Consider the following 14,509-nt stretch of genomic DNA (forward strand, 5'->3'; position numbering starts at 1 on the left):
CCCTGAGTTTGCCGATTCGCTGACGAAAGCGGTCACTCCGCGGGCGGACCGGCTCTACTCAGCGACGAAATCATCCAAGCAGGAGGACGATCCGTGATTCCCACCGGCCTGTTGGTGTCCCTGCGCCGCGCGCTGCACGAAGACCCCGAGCTGGGACTCGAGCTGCCCAGGACCCAGCGGCGCGTCCTGGCAGCACTGGCCGGGCTTCCCCTGGAGATCACCCTGGGCACCGCCGCGACCTCGGTCACCGCGGTGCTGCGCGGCCGGGGCGGGGGACCGGCCGTCCTGCTGCGCGCCGACATGGACGCGCTGCCGGTCCAGGAGGAGACGGGCCTGCCGTACGCCTCCCGCAACCCGGGCGTGATGCACGCCTGCGGCCACGACCTGCACACCGCGATGCTCGTGGGCGCGGCCCACCTGCTGTGCGCCGCCGGCGACGAACTGCCCGGCGATGTGATCCTGATGTTCCAGCCGGGCGAGGAGGGGCACGACGGGGCCGGGGTGATGCTCGCAGAAGGGCTGCTGGAGGCGGCCGGCCGGCCGCCGATCGCCGCCTACGCGCTGCACGTCCAGTCGGTACGGCAGGCCGGCACGTTCGCCACCCGGTCGGGAACGGTGTTGTCCGGCACCGCGAGGATGCGCGTCACCGTGCACGGCCGGGGCGGCCACGGCGCGGTACCGCACCGTGCGCTGGACCCGGTGCCGCCGCTCGCGGAGATGATCACCGCCGTGCACGCCCTGGTGACCCGCAGGTTCGACGCCTTCGATCCCGTGGTCGTCACCGTCGGCCACGTGTCGGCTGGATCGCTCGGCACCGTCATTCCCGCCTCGGCCTGCTTCGAGGCCACGGTCCGCACCTACTCCGAGGCCAACAGGGTGGCGGTCCGCCGCCTGCTGTGCGAGCTGGTCACCGGCATCGCGGCGGCCCACGGCGTCACGGCGGAGATCGATTACGGCGCGGAGCTGCCCGTCACCGTCACCGACCCGGCCGAGACCGCCTTCGCCCGCGACACCGTCGAACACCTGTGGGGCGCGCGGAGGCTGGCCGGCATGCCCCACCCGCATCCCGCCTCCGAGGACTTCTCGCGCGTGCTGGCGCGGGTGCCCGGCGCCTTCGTCTTCCTGGGCGCGCGCCCGGCGCACGTGGCACCGGACGAGGCCCAGGAGAACCACTCACCACGAGCGGAGTTCGACGACGCGGTGCTGCCCGACGGCGCCCGCCTGCTGGCCGAACTGGCCACCCGCCGGCTCCGGGTCACCGGCCGCCTCCCAATCGTCGACGGGTATTCAATCCCTGATCACGGTTAGGCAATGTCAAATGTGACATGGTACTCCTTCTGGGCGGACGCTCCGCCCGGATGACGATCGGGAGGGAACCATGAACAGGATCGCCCGTAAGATCGCCCTGAGCGCGGCGCTCGTCGGCGCGCTCGCCACCGTCGCCCCCGCGGCATCGGCCTCGGCGGCCGCGACGATCGCCAAGTGCAGCAACTGGAAGCTGGTGGGCAACCGGTACTTCCAGTCCTGCATCGACGTCACGGCCACTCAGGTCAGCACGTACGGCCTGGTCAGCTCCGCCGGCACCACCGCGGCGAGCGACACCGGCGTCGGGCTCATCAGCTATGACGAGGGCACGAACACGCTGCTGGGCAACAAGCAGGGCGCGGTGCACGTCGACAACGACACGGTGCGCTACGAGGGCTACACCGCACCGGCTGTCGCAGGTCGGACCATCCGTTCCACGGTGTACGTCCCGGGCCTGATCGGCACGGGCACCCTTGTCGGGACCGACGGCGCCAGGTTCTGCGAGCCGATTCTCACCGGGCCGATCGGGCCTGACGGCAAGCGGGAATGCATCGAGGAGATCACCGTCTGGGCTTCCGTCACGAGCTGAGGTCTCGTATAGCTCCATGAAATGTGATATTTCACATTTCATGGAGCTTCTCTCTCGCACCGGCCGTTTCACCTACGGCTCTCCTCGCGCGATAACCGTTCACGACGACCAGGTCGCGCTCTTCCTGCGCTCGACCGGCCCCGAGGACCCCGTCGAGAGGCTGTGGGCCGTCGATCTCGCCACCGGTCAGGAACGACTCCTCGCGGATCCGGACGCCCTGGCGCCCCACCGCGGCGACCTCCCACCCGAGGAGCGGATGCTCCGCGAGCGGATCCGCCTGTGGGCTCCGGGCATCGGCAGCTACGACAGCGACGGCGTCCACGCCGTCTTCACCCTGAGCGGCAGGCTCTTCCGCACCCACCTCGCCACAGGCGTGACCGAAGAACTTCCCACCGGCGGACCGGCATTCGACCCCAGGATCAAGGGCGACGCAATCGCCTACGTCGTGTCCGGGCGGCTGCTGGTGCTCGACGGCGAGATCACCCGGATCATGACGACCGAGTCCCACGTGAGCTGGGGCGTGGCGGAGTTCGTCGCCGCCGAGGAACTCGGCCGTTCCCGGGGGCACTGGTGGTCACCGGACGGCAGGCTGCTGCTGGCCGCGCGGGTGGACGAAACGGGCGTGCCCCGCCGTCACCTGGCCGACCCCGCGCGCCCCGAGGATGCTCCGCTCCGCCTGCCGTACCCGCAGGCCGGAGGACCCAACGCCCTGGTCGAGCTGCATCTGCTCGGGCTGGACGGCGCCCGCAGGCAGGTGCTCTGGGACGACCGCGGCTTCCCCTACGTGTCAGCCGTGGACTGGAGCGACCGGCTGGTGATCACTGTCATGGACCGGCTCCAGCAGCACGGCCGCCTCCTGGAGGTCAACCCCGCCACCGGCACCACGTCGGAGCTGCGGGCGTTCGGCCACCCGCAGTGGATCGAGCAGCCGCCCTTCGCCGACGGCGCCAGGATCGTGGAGATCGTCGAGGTCGGCGAGGTCCAGGCGCTCGCGATCGACGGCGAGATCGTCACGCCGCCCAGCCTCTACGTACGCAGGGTGGCCGGGCGCCTCGGCGAGGACCACATCCTGGAGGCCCACGAGAGCGAACCCGCCGAGCAGCACGTCTACCGCCTCTCCCACGACGGCGGCCTGACCAGGATCACCCAGGAGTACGGCGTGCACAGCGCCATGGTCAGCGGCTCCACGCTGACGCTGACCTCCGGCACGCTGGAGAGCATGCGGACCCGGCGGTTCGTCGGCGACCTGGAGGTGCGCGACCTGTCCGCGGCCGTGCCGTACCGGCCCCGCCCGATCCTGGAGCGGGTGACCGCGCACCACCTGCCCGCAGCGGTCCTCTACCCCCAGGGCCACGTGCCGGGGGAGAGGCTGCCGGTCCTGCTCGACGTGTACGGCGGGCCAGGGCACCAGGTGATCGCCGCCGAACCGGGCCGGTGGATCCGCAAGCAGTGGTGGGCCGACCAGGGCTTCGCGGTCGTCACCATCGACAACCGCGGTACGCCCAACGTCGGGGTCTCCTTCGGGCGGGCCATCTTCCGCCGCTTCTCCGAGGCGGCGCTGGACGACCAGGTGTCCGGGCTGCTCGAGCTGGCGGACAAGCATCCGGACCTGGACCTGTCCCGGGTCGCGGTGCGCGGCTGGTCCTACGGCGGCTACTTCGCCGCGCTGGCCGTACTGCGCAGGCCCGACGTCTTCCACGCCGCCTGCGCGGGAGCGCCACCCACGGACTTCCGCTGGTACGACACCGCCTACACCGAGCGCTACCTCGGCCTGCCCCAGGAGAACCCCGAGGGCTACGCCGCCGACTCGCTGATCGCCGACGCCCCGAACCTGTCGCGCCCCCTGCTGCTCATCCACGGCCTGGCCGACGACAACGTCTACCCGCTGCACACGCTGCGCCTGTCCGAGGCGCTCACCCGGGCCGGGCGTCCGCACTCGACCGTGCTGCTGCCAGGGGTCAGCCACATGACGCCGAACGGCATCGCGGAGCGCTTGATGGCCATCGAGCTGGACTTCCTTCGCCGAAACCTGGGAACGCTCGTGTCGTGACCAAGGGGGTCACTCGCCGGCCTGGCTGATCGTGGGCTCGCGGGACAGCCGGGCACGGATCCAGCCGAGGATCGAGGGCCCGCCCGCGAAGCACCACAGCGCGATGACCGGGTCGCAGATGGCGCACCCGAAGGAGGAGTGCTCGGCGAAGGGCAGGAGGGGGCTGCCCTTGAGGTGGTGGATCACGTCCCAGGCGGTGTGGAGCAGCCAGCCGATCCCGATCCAGGTCCAGCTGTCGAGTCCCCGGTAGGCGACATAGGTCATCACCGTCGGCAGGAGGAACTCCCCGTACCCGAGGCCGCCTCCGCTGAGGTAGGCGGCACCCGCACCGGCGACGAGCACGGCGTTGACCAGGCGTCGATGCGGCTCGGGGATCAGGGAGATCAGGGTGACGCAGATCAGCCCGATGATGATCGGCATGATGATGGACATGGGGGTGGCAGTCCGTTCTGAGGTAGGGGTGCTTCGGTTGGCGCCCGGTCCACTCGGGGCGGGCGGTCCGCTTGGACGGGATCTCGCAGCGCAAGGCTAGACAGGCCGTCCGGGGGCGCCCCATGGGCTGAATCGACAATTCCCAACGGGTTCTCGCCACCGGGTTGGCGGGTTCTCGCCTACCTTGTCCTGATGCACACGGTGGCGGTCCTGGCCCTGGACCATGTGGTGGCGGCGGACATGGCGACGCCGATCGAGGCGTTCGGGCGTGCCCGGCTGGCGGACGGACGCCGGCCGTACCGGATCATGGTCTGCGCCGCGACGCCGCAGGTGGCCGGCGACGCCTTCACGCTCATCGCCCCGCACGGCCTGGACGTGCTGCGGGAGGCCGGCACGATCGTCGTGCCCGGATGCTCCGAGCAGGCCCCACCGCCCGCCTCCGAGGTGCTCGACGCCCTGCGCGCGGCCGCGGCCGCCGGCACCCGGATCGCCTCCATCTGCGCGGGGGCGTTCACCCTCGCCGCTGCCGGGCTGCTGGACGGGCTGGGCGCGACCACACACTGGATGGCGGCCGATCGGCTGGCCCGGCTGTTCCCGCGGGTGGATGTGCGGCCGGACGTCCTCTACGTGGACAACGGCCAGATCCTGACCTCGGCCGGGGCCGCCGCAGGACTGGATCTGTGCCTGCACATCATCCGGCGCGACTTCGGCTCGGCGGTCGCCGCGGACACGGCCCGGCTGTCGGTGACGCCGCTGGAACGGGAGGGCGGGCAGGCGCAGTTCATCCTCCACGCCCAGCCGCCGGTGCCGCAGGGGTCGCTGCTGGAGCCGGTGCTGTCGTGGATCGAGGACAACCTCGCCCACGAGGTGACGCTGGCGGAGATGGCCATGCGCGGCGGGATGAGCCAGCGGACCTTCAGCCGCCGCTTCCGCGAACAGACCGGCACCACCCCGCTGCAGTGGCTGCTGCGAGCACGCGTACGGCGGGCACAACTCCTCCTGGAGACCACCGACCACGGCGTCGAGCGCATCGCCGCGCAGGCGGGGTTCGGCTCGGCCACCGCGTTCCGGGAGCGGTTCAAACGCGTCGTCGGCGTCACGCCACAGTCCTACCGCTCCTCCTTCAGGACGAACGCCCCCTGAGTTCCCGCGCAGCGTGCTCTATGGCCAGCCGTGCAGGCAGATCGCGCAGGCCGCGCTGGATGAGTCGGCCGGTTGTCGGGGTGGGTCTGGACCCACCCATCCGTACGTCCAGGCTCATACCGCGCGATCCATGCGCTGCCTAGCGTCGACGTCATGCCAGACAAGACAAGGGACGAGACCACGGCCGCGCTTTCTGGCGCGTCGTCCAGCCAGTCGCGGCTGTGGTTCGTGGACAATCTGCGGATCCTGCTGACCTCGCTGGTGATCCTGCACCACATCGCGAGCACCTACAGCGGGCTCCCGGCCTGGTACTACACCGAGAAGCCGACCAGCGGAGCCGCCGGGATCGGCCTGACGGTCTTCCTGCTGGTCGACCAGGCGTGGTTCATGGGCGCGTTCTTCCTGCTCTCCGGCTACTTCACGCCCAGGTCGTACGACCGCAAGGGGCCGCGTGCCTTCCTCCGCGACCGGCTGGTCCGCCTGGGGATCCCGCTGGTGACGTTCTACTTCGTCCTCAACCCGATCCTGTTCGCCGGCTCCTACCGGGGCGGCTCGCTGCTCGAGGCCTACCTGCACACCATCGGAAGCGGGCCGTTGTGGTTCGTGCTCGCGCTCCTCGTCCTCGACGTGTCCTACGCCGCCTTCCGCCTGGCGACAGCGAAGCGCCCGCCGCGCGACCGAACCCTCCGCCCGCCCACCTACCTCGCGGTGATCGGGTTCGTGCCGGCGCTGGCCCTGGTGACCTACGTGGTGCGGATCGCGATCCCGATGGGTTTCGAGGTGCCGGTCATCGACTTCCCGAGCGGCGCCTACCTGCCGCAGTACATCAGCTTCTTCGTCCTGGGGACCGTGGCGTACCGGCGCGGCTGGTTCCACGCCACCACCGCCCGGATGGGCGTGGCCGGGCTCGGCATGGCCATCGCCGTCACCCTGGTGTTCCTCCCGCTCGCGTTGAGCGGCGGGACCGACGCGATCTTCGGGTACGGCACCCTGAGCTCGCTGTTCTACGCGCTGTGGGATTCCACGTTCGCGGTCGGCATCGTGCTCGCGCTGCTCACCTTCTTCCGCCGCAGGCTCAACACCCAGGGGCCGCTGCGCCGGTACCTGTCCGGAAACGCGTTCACCGTGTACGTGATCCACGCGTTCGTGGTGACGGCGGCGGGTTACGCCCTCAGCGCGCCGGAGCTACCCACTCTGGCCAAGTTCGCGATCGCGGCCGTCGTGGTGCTCCCCGCCTGCTTCGCGCTCGCCGGCCCGATCCGCCGGATCCCTGGCCTCCGCCGCGTGCTCTGACCACGGTAGGTCTAGCCACACCCACCCCGTACGGCCAGCCCCATACCGCACAGCCCATGAATTCCGACAAAATCTGATCTATGTTCTTCGAGACCCGAGACGGCACAAAGCTGGCATACGAGGACTACGGCCAGGGCGACCCCATCCTGTTCGTCCACGGCGCCATGCTCAGCACCGATATGTGGGAGTACCAGTTCCCGTACTTCGTCGAGCGCGGCTACCGCGTCATCGGCATGGACCGGCGCGGTCACGGCCGGTCCGACCGCCCCTCGACCGGCTACGACATCGAGACCGGCGCCGACGACCTGGCCGACCTGATTGAGCACCTGGACCTGCGCGACTTCACGGTGATCACCCACTCCATGGGCGGCCACGAGACGGTCAGCTACCTGAACAAGTACGGCGAGGACCGGGTGGCGAGGCTGGCGCTGGTCAGCGCGCTGCTGCCGTTCATGAAGCAGACCGACGACAACCCGCACGGCATCCCCGAGGCGCTCATCGAGGCCACCCTCGCCCAGGTGCAGCGGAACCGGCCCCGGTGGCTGGCGAACCAGGCGCAGGCGTACTTCGCCACCAACCTCTTCAACGACGTCTCGCCCGCGATGATCGAATCGGTGATCGCGCAGTGCCTGACGCCGTCGCCCTGGGCGGTGCTGCAGAGCCAGCGCGCCGTACTCAACACCGACCTCAGGAAGCAGGTGGCCGCCGTCACCGTGCCGACGCTGATCGTGCACGGCGACGCGGACTTCTCCGCCCCGATCGACGTCACAGGCAGGCGTACGGCGGAGCTGCTCCCGAAGGCCGACTACAAGGAGTACCCGGGAGCCGGGCACGGCGTGTACATCACCCACCAGGACCAGCTCAACGCCGACCTGCTGGCCTTCATCCAGAGCTGAAAGGCAGTGGTCGCCGGCCAGGTTGACGACCTGGCCGGCGGTCGGCTAGCTCCAGCCGCCGGGAATCTGCACGGGCACCTCGTCCCCGAGTTCCCGCTGGTCGATCACATCGCCGTTCATCGGGAGGAGAACGGTGACCTGGCGACCCCAGTCGGAGAAGCGGGTGTCCGACTCGATCCGGACGGAAGAGTCGTAGGCAGGCAGCACGGCCTTCACGGACAGCCGCTCCACCAGGCCGGTCGGGCTGAGGTGGAGAACGTAGGACACCTTGCCGACGCGCCCGCTCTTGGAGCGCCTGCCGAAGTGCGAGACGAACGCGGGGGACACCTTGGCCAGGTTGTCGGTCTTGATCGTCCCCTTCAGTATGCCGTCGCGCCAGGAGGTGCGGTGTGTCAGGAGGGCCTTGAGCGTGGCCGGCTCCAGGACCTCGAGCAGGAGGTTGCTCGACGGCAGGTCCGTGTGCCGGTAACGCACCCAGCTCGTTCCCTTGGGCAACGCGTCATCGACCAGGGGACCTGAGACGTAGTCGTCGTAACCCGAAGAGATGATCCTGATGGGCTGCTGCTCCAGGGCGGCGGCGTCCCCCCTGTTCAGCTTCTTGCTGTAGTGCAGGGTCTGGGACAGATCGGAGGCGATCTCGCCCTGAGGGCCGAACCCGATCGTGCCGTCCATGCTGGAGCTGATGGACAGGCCGTGGCCGATGTCCATCTTCACGGAGGACACCACGTTGACGGCCTTGCCGGGCCTCAGCTCGGTCTTCAGCGCCTTGACGGGGTCGATCCTGGGTGTCGCCTGCGCGGGGGTGGCGCTGAGCGGTAACACGCTCGCGACCACGGCGACGCCGACGATGGTTCTCTTCATGGAATTCCTTGGATGGTGCGGAGGGACGCGAACAATCTTGTGCACCTAAGATCAGCAGTCAAGCCGAGGTACGGAAGCCGGTATCGGGCACGGTGCTCACAGCCACCCGCGGCGTTTGAACACCCAGTAGAGCGCGGTGGACGCGAGCAACATCACGACGATCGCCATCGGATAGCCGAAGGCAAATCGCAACTCCGGCATGTGCGTGAAGTTCATGCCGTAGACGGAGGCGACGAAGGTGGGGGCGAAGAAGATGGCCGCCCACGCCGATATCTTCTTCACATCCTCGTTCTGCGCGTAACTGGCCTCGGTGAGGCGCTTGACCTCCGCGTTCTGCGCCTGGCCGACCAGCGCGGCCTTGATGGTGAGGACGGTCTGGTAGAACTCGATGACCCCTTGGAGATACTCGCGTTCGCCGTCCGCCACGGCGCGGATCCGGTCGAACTGGTCGGCGATGTCGACGACCAGCCGCTGCCCTTCGGGCGAGATGCGGGTGAGGTTGGTCATCCGCCCGTAGATGGCGGCGCTGAGCGCGCCCATGGTGCGCACGGACAGCAGCCCGTGGCGGGTGCGGAACAGCTGGTTGAGGAACTCCTCCGGGTCTCCGACCTCTCCGCCCGTGACGCGTTGCTCGAGGTTCCACACGTCGATGGTGGCCGTCTCCACGTACGCCTCCTGGTTGCGGACGAGCGCGGAGACGATCGCGTACGACAGTTCCCACGGCGTGGTCGGCTTCAGACGGCCCGCCTGGATCCTGGCGAGTACCGCGTCGGTCTCACGGAGGGTGCACTCCTGCTTGACCGCCGGATTGACCGGCCCGTGCACGGTCACCAGGTAGTGCTTGCCGACGAACTGGTCGAGCTCGACGAAGTGCACGTGACCCCGCTGCCCCCGCTCGGGGGCGTGCAGGACGATGAACACGTGGTCCAGGTAGGCGTGCACCTTGGGCACGCGGTTGCGCCCGACGCAGTCCTTGATCGCCATCGGATGGAAGCCGAACACGTCCGACAGCACCTGCGCGGCGTCCCTGTCGCAGCTGGGGATGTCCACCCAGACCAGCGCGTCCTCGCGTTTGAGCAGCGTCGGCAGTTCTTCGACGGGGTGTTCTTCGACGCCCGTGCTGTTGATCAGGCGAATGTTCATCGCACGCCTCCCCAAACCCCGGCCCTCTCTCCGAGTATCCGCCCAGCTCGAACGGCGAGCGGCCGCCACCGGTAACCACCTGCCCGCCTCGACGGCCGCCACGCTGCTGGGGCGGGAGCGGCTGCCACGGGAGGAGGTGCTGGTCGCCTTCGTGCGGGCGTGCGCGGTGGACGACGCTGGCCAGCAGGTGGTCATCGATCGTTAGCTCGATGGTGTACGGCGAGGGCGGCAGGCCGTACCGGTCGATGAAGGCCTGCCGTACGGACCGCTCATGGTTGGAGGGTCTGGCTGCGGTCGATGAGGTCCAGTACGGCGTCCCTGGTCGCGCGGAAGACGGCGACGGTCTCGTCGGCGGCCGCGGTGATGGCCGGCCCGCCGGGCTCGACGGCGGGCTCGAGGAGCTGGGCCACGGTGTCGGCGAGGACCTCTTCAGGGTCGGCGACGCTGAGCGGGGCGGTGGCCGGGTCGGAGATGGCGGTGCCGAACCCGGTGAGCACGGCGTGCAGGGCGTAGGCCTGCTCGGCCAGCGGGCGGTCGTGGCGGATCAGCCCGTGGCGGTGCATGATCGGCATGACCTCGTGGCACAGGGCACTGGGCCTGGTACGGGCGAACAGGTCGCGGTCGCCGGCCCGCTGGGCGAGCAGCCGCAGCTGGTCCGCGTCGCTGTGCAGGCGGTGCGACAGCGGGAGTTTCCGCCCTGTGCGGATGAGCAGCGGGGCCAGCCGGCGCGGCAGCACGGTGGCGGGGTCGGCGGTGATACGGCCGATGATCTCTTCCAGGAAGGTGAGCAGGTCGCGGGTGAACAGCCCGAGGATGAGGTCTTCCTTGGCGGGCCAGTACAGGTAGACGGTGCCCTTGCCGACTCCCGCGGCCCGGGCGATCTCGGTGACGGTGACCTTGCTCACGCCGTGGTCGAGCACCAGCTCGCGCGCGCTGTCCAGGATCCGGGCGGCTTTGCGCGAGTGGTGTTCGATCAGCTGGCTCACCTGGGCTGTCCTCTACTGTTCGGGCTCGGGAAGGGTCACACGGCGGCGACGTCGAGCTGTTTGTGCTTCATGTCGGCGCCGTTCATTATCCTGCCCACGGTCTGCCCGATGACGGGCGCGCGCATGAGGCGCAGCATCGCGGCGCGCATGATCTGTTCCTTGCGGTCGTGGGGCGTGAAGAGCCTGCGCATGGTCAGTGCGGTGTCTTGCTCGGTGTGGATGAAGGGCCGCATCCGGGCCTCCCACGCCCGCAGCGCGCCGGGCAGGTCGTCAGGATGGCGCTGCAGCATGGTGCCCAGCAGCTCGCCCCCGGCGATGCCGCTTGAGGCGCCCATGCCCGCGTACAGGGTCACGCACCAGGCGGCGTCACCGACCAGGACGACCCGGCCTCGGTGCCAGCTCGGCATCCTGACCTGCTGGACCGAATCGAACAGGAAGTCCGGGGCCTGCTCGAACCGGTGGAACAGGTTCTCGAGCAGGGGACCGGCGGGCTTCGGGCCGAAGGCGGCGCGGATGGACTCGATCGCCGGGCGGGTGAACTCGGCGTCGATGTCGTCGGTGCGGTAGGAGAACAGCAGGCTCGGCGCGTGGTCGGAGAACGGGAACGTCCATGCCGAGCGTCCCGGCTCGGCCAGGATCAGGCCCTGGTGCAGGCCGAAGCCCTCGATCGGCTTGTCCAGGACGGTGGCGCCGATCATGTAGTTCAACGGACGCAGATGATCCTTGGCGCCGAAGACCAGTTTGCGCACCGTCGAGCGCATCCCGTCGGCGCCGACCACCAGATCGAAGCGCTCGGTGACGGTGGCATCGGCGGCGGTGTCGTGCAGCGTGACCTCCACCGCGGAGTCGTCCTGGGTGATGCGCGTGGGCACGGTGGAGTAGCGGATCTCCACATCGGACGGCAGGGCGGAGAACAGTCCTTGCTCCACGTCGCCGCGCAGCAACTGCCGTGGCCTGCCGGGCAGGCCGGCCGGGTTCAATCCGGGAGTACGGCGCCCGGCCCGGTTCACCTCGTAGTTGGCGAGCCGCGGATGGCTGCGGTCGCCGATCGCCTCCAGCACGCCCAGTCTCCGCGCGGAGGCTTCACCGGTGCCGAAGAGCATGATGAAGTACCCGCCTGAGCGGCGCGCGGCCGCCCGCTCCACCAGCACCGGCTCCCAGCCCACCTGCCGTAGCCGCATCGCGGTGGCGATGCCCGCGATCCCGGCTCCAACCACCAGGGCGCGACGACGCTCGGTTGCGTGCTTCATGGCGACTTCCTTCCGACGAATTGACCAAAATGGTTCTGTTGGTCAGTTTAGCGCGCCGGCAGCGACCACTCGATCAAGGGGGTGCGTACGGCGCGCGGCCGGGTCAGAGCTTCTTGGCGACGCCGCAGTAGGCGGTGACCTCTGCCGGCTCTCCCCACGGGTTGGCTTCGGGACGCCACCGTGAGACGGACACCACGCCGGGCTCTATGAGCTGCAGGCCGTCGAAGAACGCGGCGATCTGGTCAGGGGTGCGCAGCTTGTAGGGGTCGCCTGCTTCGGCGCGGGTTTTCTCCGCCTCGGCGGCGGCCTCCGGGTCGATAGCGTTGGTCCCGTCCTCGAGGACCAGGTAGCTGCCGGGCGGCAACGCGGCGACCAGCTGCTCACAGATCTCAGAGGCCTGCTTGTCGTCCCAGACGTTGCCGAGGATGCCCAGCATCATCAGGGCGATGGGCCGGGTGAAGTCCAGCGTGGCGGCGGCCTGGGTGAGGATGTGGCCGGGATCGCACACGTCGGCGTCGATGTAGTCGCACGCCCCCTGCGGGGTGCTGGTCAGCAAGGCGCGCGCGTGGACGAGGACCAGGGGGTCGTTGTCGACGTAGACGATCCGGCAGGTGGGGTCGATGCGCTGGGCGACCTCGTGGGTGTTGTCGGCCGTGGGCAGGCCGGTGCCGATGTCCAGGAACTGGGTGATCCCGGCCTCCCCGGCGAGGTGGCGCACGGCACGGCCGAGGAACGCGCGGGAATGCCGGGCGACATCCACGATGCCGGGGTAGACCTGGCGGACCTGATCGCCGACCTGCCGGTCGATCTCGTAGTTGTCCTTGCCGCCCAGCCAGTAGTTCCATACCCGCGCCGAGTGCGGAGTGGTGGTGTCGATCTTGGGCGTGTCGTTGGTCATGAAGTCAACCTTCGTCCGGACGATGCGACTTGACCAGAGATCGTCTCATTCCCGGCCCGATGCTTGCGCCCTTGCGGACATCCGGTGATGTGCCCTGGTACTTCCTGAACGTACTTCAGGAATCCGTCGTTCAAGGTCACACCGTGGCCCGGCCGGATCGGATGATCCTGGGCCGGGCCGGGAGGCGTCCGCCGATCAGCTCGACGTGCCGGCGAACATGCCGGGCTCGTAGGAGCCGCCCTTGGTGCGCACGATGACGCCGAGCCGGTTGGCTGCGTTGATCATGGCGACCAGGTAGACCAGCGCGGTGATCTGGTCCTCGTCATAGTGCTTGCGCACCCGGTCCCAGGTCTCGTCGGACACGCCGAGGTGGGCGTCGGCAAGCCGGGTGCCCTCCTCAGCCAGCGCCAGCGCGGCCTGCTCGGCCTCGGTGAACACGGTGGACTCGCGCCAGGCGGCGACCAGGCTGAGCCGGACCGCGGTTTCCCCGGCGGCCGCCGCGTCCTTGGAGTGGTAGTCGACGCAGAAACCGCAGCCGTTGATCTGGCTGACCCGCAGCATCACCAGGTTCTGGACGGGCCTGGACAGCGTCGACTGCTCGATCGCCATGCTGACGTTGTAGAACCGCTTACCCAGCTTGGCGCCGAGTTCGTTGGCGTTCAGGTTCATCCGGGTTTCCATGATTTCGTCCTCACTCGTGGAGTTTCACGCCGCGCGGATCGTTCGCGCGGCGTCCCGACGACCATGGAGATGCCGGCCACCTCGTCCCTGTGACAGCACGGCGATGTGACGTGCGCCACCTTCGGATCCCTCATGCGGCAGATCGGCGGGACGCCCGGGCTCGCCGCCCTCGTCACCATGTACGGCACGGGGCGGTTACCAGGCGACAGGGCCGAGGCGGTCGACGAAGATCCCGGTCGGCCCGTCGGCGTCGACCATCGCGAGTCTGACGATCGAGTCGGTGCCCTCGGTGACCGTGAGCTGACCGGTGTGATGGTTCATGTCGGTGGCGGCGAATGTGCGGTTGGCGACCTCTCCGGGCGTGGCGACGTTGAACTTGATGTTCGGGAGCGCCTGGGCGTACCGGACGGTGATCATGTTCAGCGCCGCCTTCGACGAGCTGTAGGCGAGCTCGTGCATCCTCGAGACGGGCTGCTCAGGGTCGGTCACGACGGCGAACGAACCGCCGCCGCTGGACACCATCACCACCCGCGGGTTGTCCGCCGCCTGCAGCAGGGGGAGGAAGGCGTGCGTGACCCTGATCGGTCCGTACACGTTGGTGTCATAGACGGCGTGAATCTCGTCGGCCGTCGCGTCCGCGGGGGTGACCGCCCTCCCCGGCGCTCCGGCGTTGTTGATCAGCACGTCCAGCCGGTCGGTGTGCTCCCGGACGAGTCGTACGGCGTCCGCCACCGACTCGTCGGAGGTCACGTCCAGCGGGACCATGACGACGTTCGCGCCATCGGCGATCAGCTTGTCGGCGGCTGCCTGGCCTCGGCCTTCGTCACGCGAGCCGAGGAAGATCGTCCAACCCTGTTCCCCGAGCCGCCGGGCCGCCTCGAGGCCGAGTCCCTTGTTGGCTCCGGTGATCAACACCGTGGTCTTTTCCGAGTTCGTCATGCCCTCTAAGACGAGATTGCCCCGCTCGGCTGTGACACGACAA

Annotated in this window: 15 protein-coding genes; 7 read left to right on the plus strand and 8 right to left on the minus strand. The window is 69.2% G+C overall.

Annotation, left to right across the window (positions count from 1 at the left end; all coding sequences use genetic code 11):
* Positions 1-93 precede the first annotated feature (93 nt).
* From KIK09_RS29360 to KIK09_RS29370, 3 genes are all read left to right on the plus strand, one after another.
* Complete coding sequence (locus tag KIK09_RS29360; RefSeq protein WP_308164351.1) at positions 94-1,308, plus strand: M20 metallopeptidase family protein; 1,215 nt, start codon at positions 94-96, stop codon at positions 1,306-1,308.
* Positions 1,309-1,378: 70 nt separating this feature from the next.
* Positions 1,379-1,894, plus strand: coding sequence for a hypothetical protein (locus KIK09_RS29365; RefSeq protein WP_214322628.1), 516 nt, complete (start codon positions 1,379-1,381; stop codon positions 1,892-1,894).
* 40 nt (positions 1,895-1,934) lie between these two features.
* A complete protein-coding gene (locus KIK09_RS29370) occupies positions 1,935-3,944 on the plus strand; it encodes a S9 family peptidase (RefSeq protein WP_214322629.1) in 2,010 nt (669 codons plus the stop codon).
* 9 nt (positions 3,945-3,953) lie between these two features.
* On the opposite strand, the gene KIK09_RS29375 is transcribed toward KIK09_RS29370, so the two are convergent.
* On the minus strand, positions 3,954-4,376 hold the full coding sequence (locus KIK09_RS29375; protein ID WP_214322630.1) for a DUF6010 family protein: 423 nt from the start codon (positions 4,374-4,376) through the stop codon (positions 3,954-3,956).
* 192 nt (positions 4,377-4,568) lie between these two features.
* Here KIK09_RS29375 and KIK09_RS29380 point away from each other — a divergent pair, with 192 nt between their 5' ends.
* The 3 genes from KIK09_RS29380 (at position 4,569) to KIK09_RS29390 (ending at position 7,708) form a co-directional block, all read left to right on the plus strand.
* On the plus strand, positions 4,569-5,519 hold the full coding sequence (locus KIK09_RS29380; protein WP_214322631.1) for a GlxA family transcriptional regulator: 951 nt from the start codon (positions 4,569-4,571) through the stop codon (positions 5,517-5,519).
* Between the two features lie 153 nt (positions 5,520-5,672).
* Positions 5,673-6,812 carry an acyltransferase family protein gene (locus tag KIK09_RS29385; protein WP_214322632.1) on the plus strand — a complete coding sequence of 380 codons (1,140 nt, stop codon included), beginning with the start codon at positions 5,673-5,675 and terminating at the stop codon, positions 6,810-6,812.
* An 80-nt stretch (positions 6,813-6,892) separates the two neighbouring features.
* Positions 6,893-7,708 (plus strand): alpha/beta fold hydrolase, encoded by an 816-nt coding sequence (locus tag KIK09_RS29390; RefSeq protein WP_214322633.1) that lies wholly within the window; start codon positions 6,893-6,895, stop codon positions 7,706-7,708.
* 45 nt (positions 7,709-7,753) lie between these two features.
* On the opposite strand, the gene KIK09_RS29395 is transcribed toward KIK09_RS29390, so the two are convergent.
* Positions 7,754-8,569 carry a hypothetical protein gene (locus KIK09_RS29395; protein ID WP_214322634.1) on the minus strand — a complete coding sequence of 272 codons (816 nt, stop codon included), beginning with the start codon at positions 8,567-8,569 and terminating at the stop codon, positions 7,754-7,756.
* A gap of 96 nt (positions 8,570-8,665) precedes the next feature.
* On the minus strand, positions 8,666-9,712 hold the full coding sequence (locus KIK09_RS29400; RefSeq protein WP_214322635.1) for a magnesium transporter CorA family protein: 1,047 nt from the start codon (positions 9,710-9,712) through the stop codon (positions 8,666-8,668).
* On the opposite strand from KIK09_RS29400, the gene KIK09_RS29405 reads away from it, so the two are divergent.
* A complete protein-coding gene (locus KIK09_RS29405) occupies positions 9,705-9,917 on the plus strand; it encodes a hypothetical protein (RefSeq protein ID WP_214322636.1) in 213 nt (70 codons plus the stop codon). The genes KIK09_RS29400 and KIK09_RS29405 overlap by 8 nt on opposite strands.
* A gap of 64 nt (positions 9,918-9,981) precedes the next feature.
* On the opposite strand, the gene KIK09_RS29410 is transcribed toward KIK09_RS29405, so the two are convergent.
* From KIK09_RS29410 to KIK09_RS29430, 5 genes are all read right to left on the minus strand, one after another.
* Complete coding sequence (locus tag KIK09_RS29410; protein WP_214322637.1) at positions 9,982-10,698, minus strand: TetR/AcrR family transcriptional regulator; 717 nt, start codon at positions 10,696-10,698, stop codon at positions 9,982-9,984.
* Positions 10,699-10,733: 35 nt separating this feature from the next.
* Positions 10,734-11,948 carry an FAD-dependent monooxygenase gene (locus KIK09_RS29415; RefSeq protein ID WP_214322638.1) on the minus strand — a complete coding sequence of 405 codons (1,215 nt, stop codon included), beginning with the start codon at positions 11,946-11,948 and terminating at the stop codon, positions 10,734-10,736.
* A 103-nt stretch (positions 11,949-12,051) separates the two neighbouring features.
* Entirely contained in the window at positions 12,052-12,846 is a 795-nt protein-coding gene (locus KIK09_RS29420) for an SAM-dependent methyltransferase (protein ID WP_214322639.1), read from the minus strand.
* A 195-nt stretch (positions 12,847-13,041) separates the two neighbouring features.
* The gene (locus KIK09_RS29425) at positions 13,042-13,527 is read right to left on the minus strand and encodes a carboxymuconolactone decarboxylase family protein (protein WP_214322640.1); all 486 of its coding nucleotides are present in this window, start codon (positions 13,525-13,527) and stop codon (positions 13,042-13,044) included.
* A gap of 195 nt (positions 13,528-13,722) precedes the next feature.
* Positions 13,723-14,466, minus strand: a complete 744-nt coding sequence (locus KIK09_RS29430; protein ID WP_250573960.1) for an SDR family NAD(P)-dependent oxidoreductase — start codon at positions 14,464-14,466, stop codon at positions 13,723-13,725.
* Between the last annotated feature and the right edge of the window lie 43 nt (positions 14,467-14,509).

The sequence above is a fragment of the Nonomuraea sediminis genome (genome assembly GCF_018531495.1).
GTDB lineage: Bacteria > Actinomycetota > Actinomycetes > Streptosporangiales > Streptosporangiaceae > Nonomuraea > Nonomuraea sediminis.